A 2,475-nucleotide genomic window follows, 5' to 3' on the forward strand; every position below is an offset into this window, starting at 1 on the left:
GGTACTGCATGAAGAGAAAACTATATGAGCTTGCCCACAGTCGTGCCGGTGATAAAGGGAATATATTGATGCTTTCGCTTATTCCAAATCATGAAAAAGACTATTCCCTTTTATGCAAAGAAGTAACAATACAGAGAGTAAAACAACATTTTAAGGACATTGTTGATGGTGAAATTTTTAGATATGAGGTTCCAAATATCGCTGCACTTCAGTTCGTTTGCCATCAAGCTTTGCTTGGCGGAGTTACAATATCACTCGGTATGGATACGCATGGGAAAAGCTTGAGTTACGCCTTATTGGAGATGGAAATAGAGGTACAAGAAGCGTTATAGGAGGGGGGATAAAAAAATGAGAAAATTTATAAATGGTATCGGACGTTATATCATCTGATTGTCCTCTTATATTTTGATTTTCTGGAACAAGTAAAAAAGGAAACCAAAGAAGAAGCGTACACAGAACTCGACAAGAAATTTAAAGAGCTTACGAAACAAATAAATGAACTTTTGTGACGAATAGACTGTAGTTATTTTGTAAATCTTGCATGAATCTTTAAAATGATGTGAAGTAGAGGCAGTGTAGTTTGAAGACAATCTGCATCAAAGAAAAGGATTTCTTATTCAACACTCAGGTGCGTGCGTTAAGTATAAGAAGGAGCTATTCAAAAAAACTGTTCTTAAGATAAAAATGTTCGTTCATGAGCAAATCTAAAGATATATAAATGTGGTTCTTAGCCATACTAATAAAGATTAAAATTCGTTAGGAGGAAATATAATGGGAAGATCAAACAACCATAAACCATCTAGCAGCAAAAAGGCTTTACCTCAAACTCCCGAAAACTTAAAAATAGAACCGGATCGTGTTGATGAAGAGTTTTCTCGTGAGCTAGGTGAAAGTGAAAAAATTAGAGCTACAAGACCTAAATGAAACAAAAAAAGTGAAAGACTAAAACAAAAAAATCGCGTTTTTTTATTTTCTTATTGAATCAAAGGTGTGTTAGTGAAACAATAATCGCAGAACGGAAGTGGTTTGGCGAAAAACTTTGCAAGCTTACTTAAGAGATCGATTTTATCGTTAATGAAAAAAGGATCTTCAATGTGGAGATCCTTTAATGCTGTTTCTTCAACTAAAGTTAATATTAGTCGAAGAAACAGTGTCACTTTAATAAATATCAATAGTACACCTATGAGAGAGATACGAATAAACGGGTCATCTTAAGACAATTTAGTTGAAACTTCTATAAGTAAAACAGAATAAATTATTAGTCTTGTCTATGTTAATAACATAGACATATTTTGATTGTAATTTTTCCTTACTGAGATATTTTTTTAGATATTTTCATGTTAAAAACATCTATATATATGTTGATCTTCATTACCTTGTTCCTTACATACCTTACTTCAAGATCTGGAATATCAAAGCTTGCACGACGTAATCAGCCTTTGATTCTAGAGGGCTTGCCATCCTCCAATTTAGCCGAAATAAGCCCAAGAACCACTCCAAGCAACGCACCTGCTCCAACTTCCACAGGCTGATGTCCGAGTAGTTCATTCAGTTCTTTCTCACGCTCCACATACTCAAAGCTCGGAAACTCTCCCGAAAATTTCGCCATATTATCTTCAAGATCATTCACAAGCTTGGCAATTTCCCCTGTATGGCGCCTAATCCCTTGAGCATCATACATCACAATCACGCCAAACACTGTGGCAAGCGCTGTTTCCGTATGCAGCCAGCCTTTATTCGCTGCCACATATGATGCCAGTGCGGCCACACCGGCGGAGTGCGAACTAGGCATTCCACCTGTTGTGAAAGCCTGCTTCAAGTCCCACTTTCCCGTCAGCTTATAATGTGTAAAAATTTTCAGCCCTTGCGCAATCCCGATTGCTGACAGCGCCGTTAAAATTCCCCGATTCATCTTTTCCATGAGCAACTCCTCCACTCCACTCCAGACCAGTCCAACCCAATCCAGGATATTATCTTCCCTCTTTTGATACCCCAATAATAATTTTTATATGCAGCAGTCCCATGATTATCGGCTGTTATTAAAGGTCAAGCTTCATGTATATAATGACCCTTTTTTTCAGTTTCCGTGTTCGACTATTTCATAATAATTATTTATAGGATGGGTACCTTAAGGAAAATATATAACGGAAGGTTATTAAGGTGGCAATGGAATGAACAAGGTCAAGGATATAAATCCGGCAGAGCAAAAAAAGATCATGAAGGTAACCGAGCGAATGTCTTTCACAAAAAACTTCAGATCAGCTACTGCTGAAGAATGGTTTGTTTTCATTCCCGGCTTTAATGATCCAGTTACTGAAGGAGCTGCTGGAAAGGCTATAGTTCACTACAATCTATATGGAAACAAAGATATGTTCGTTAACACGACGGTCATTCTGGATGATCCTGTTCTATTTGAGGTGGAAAATTTTCAGCTGGTATATTCTATTTGTGATGAACTTATAAATCGTCTAGTGG

General features: G+C 37.1%; 4 protein-coding genes. 3 read left to right on the top strand and 1 reads right to left on the bottom strand.

Annotated features, from left to right (window positions below; all coding sequences use genetic code 11):
• Window positions 1–8: 8 nt before the first annotated feature.
• Both ACFVSH_RS25440 and ACFVSH_RS25445 read left to right on the top strand, forming a co-directional pair.
• Window positions 9–332, top strand: coding sequence for an AtuA-related protein (locus ACFVSH_RS25440; protein ID WP_387708541.1), 324 nt, complete (start codon window positions 9–11; stop codon window positions 330–332).
• Between the two features lie 439 nt (window positions 333–771).
• A complete protein-coding gene (locus ACFVSH_RS25445; protein WP_387595645.1) occupies window positions 772–924 on the top strand; it encodes a YfhD family protein in 153 nt (50 codons plus the stop codon).
• 508 nt (window positions 925–1,432) lie between these two features.
• Here the strand turns inward: ACFVSH_RS25445 and ACFVSH_RS25450 are convergent.
• Window positions 1,433–1,921: a divergent PAP2 family protein gene (locus ACFVSH_RS25450; protein WP_192204449.1), complete on the bottom strand. Its 489-nt coding sequence runs from the start codon at window positions 1,919–1,921 to the stop codon at window positions 1,433–1,435.
• 250 nt (window positions 1,922–2,171) lie between these two features.
• Between ACFVSH_RS25450 and ACFVSH_RS25455 the strand changes: the two genes are divergently transcribed.
• Window positions 2,172–2,475, top strand: a 304-nt coding sequence (locus ACFVSH_RS25455; protein ID WP_387708539.1) for a hypothetical protein, incomplete at its 3' end; no start/stop codon positions are given.

The sequence above is a fragment of the Peribacillus sp. NPDC058002 genome (assembly GCF_042886655.1).
Classification (GTDB): domain Bacteria; phylum Bacillota; class Bacilli; order Bacillales; family DSM-1321; genus Peribacillus; species Peribacillus aracenensis.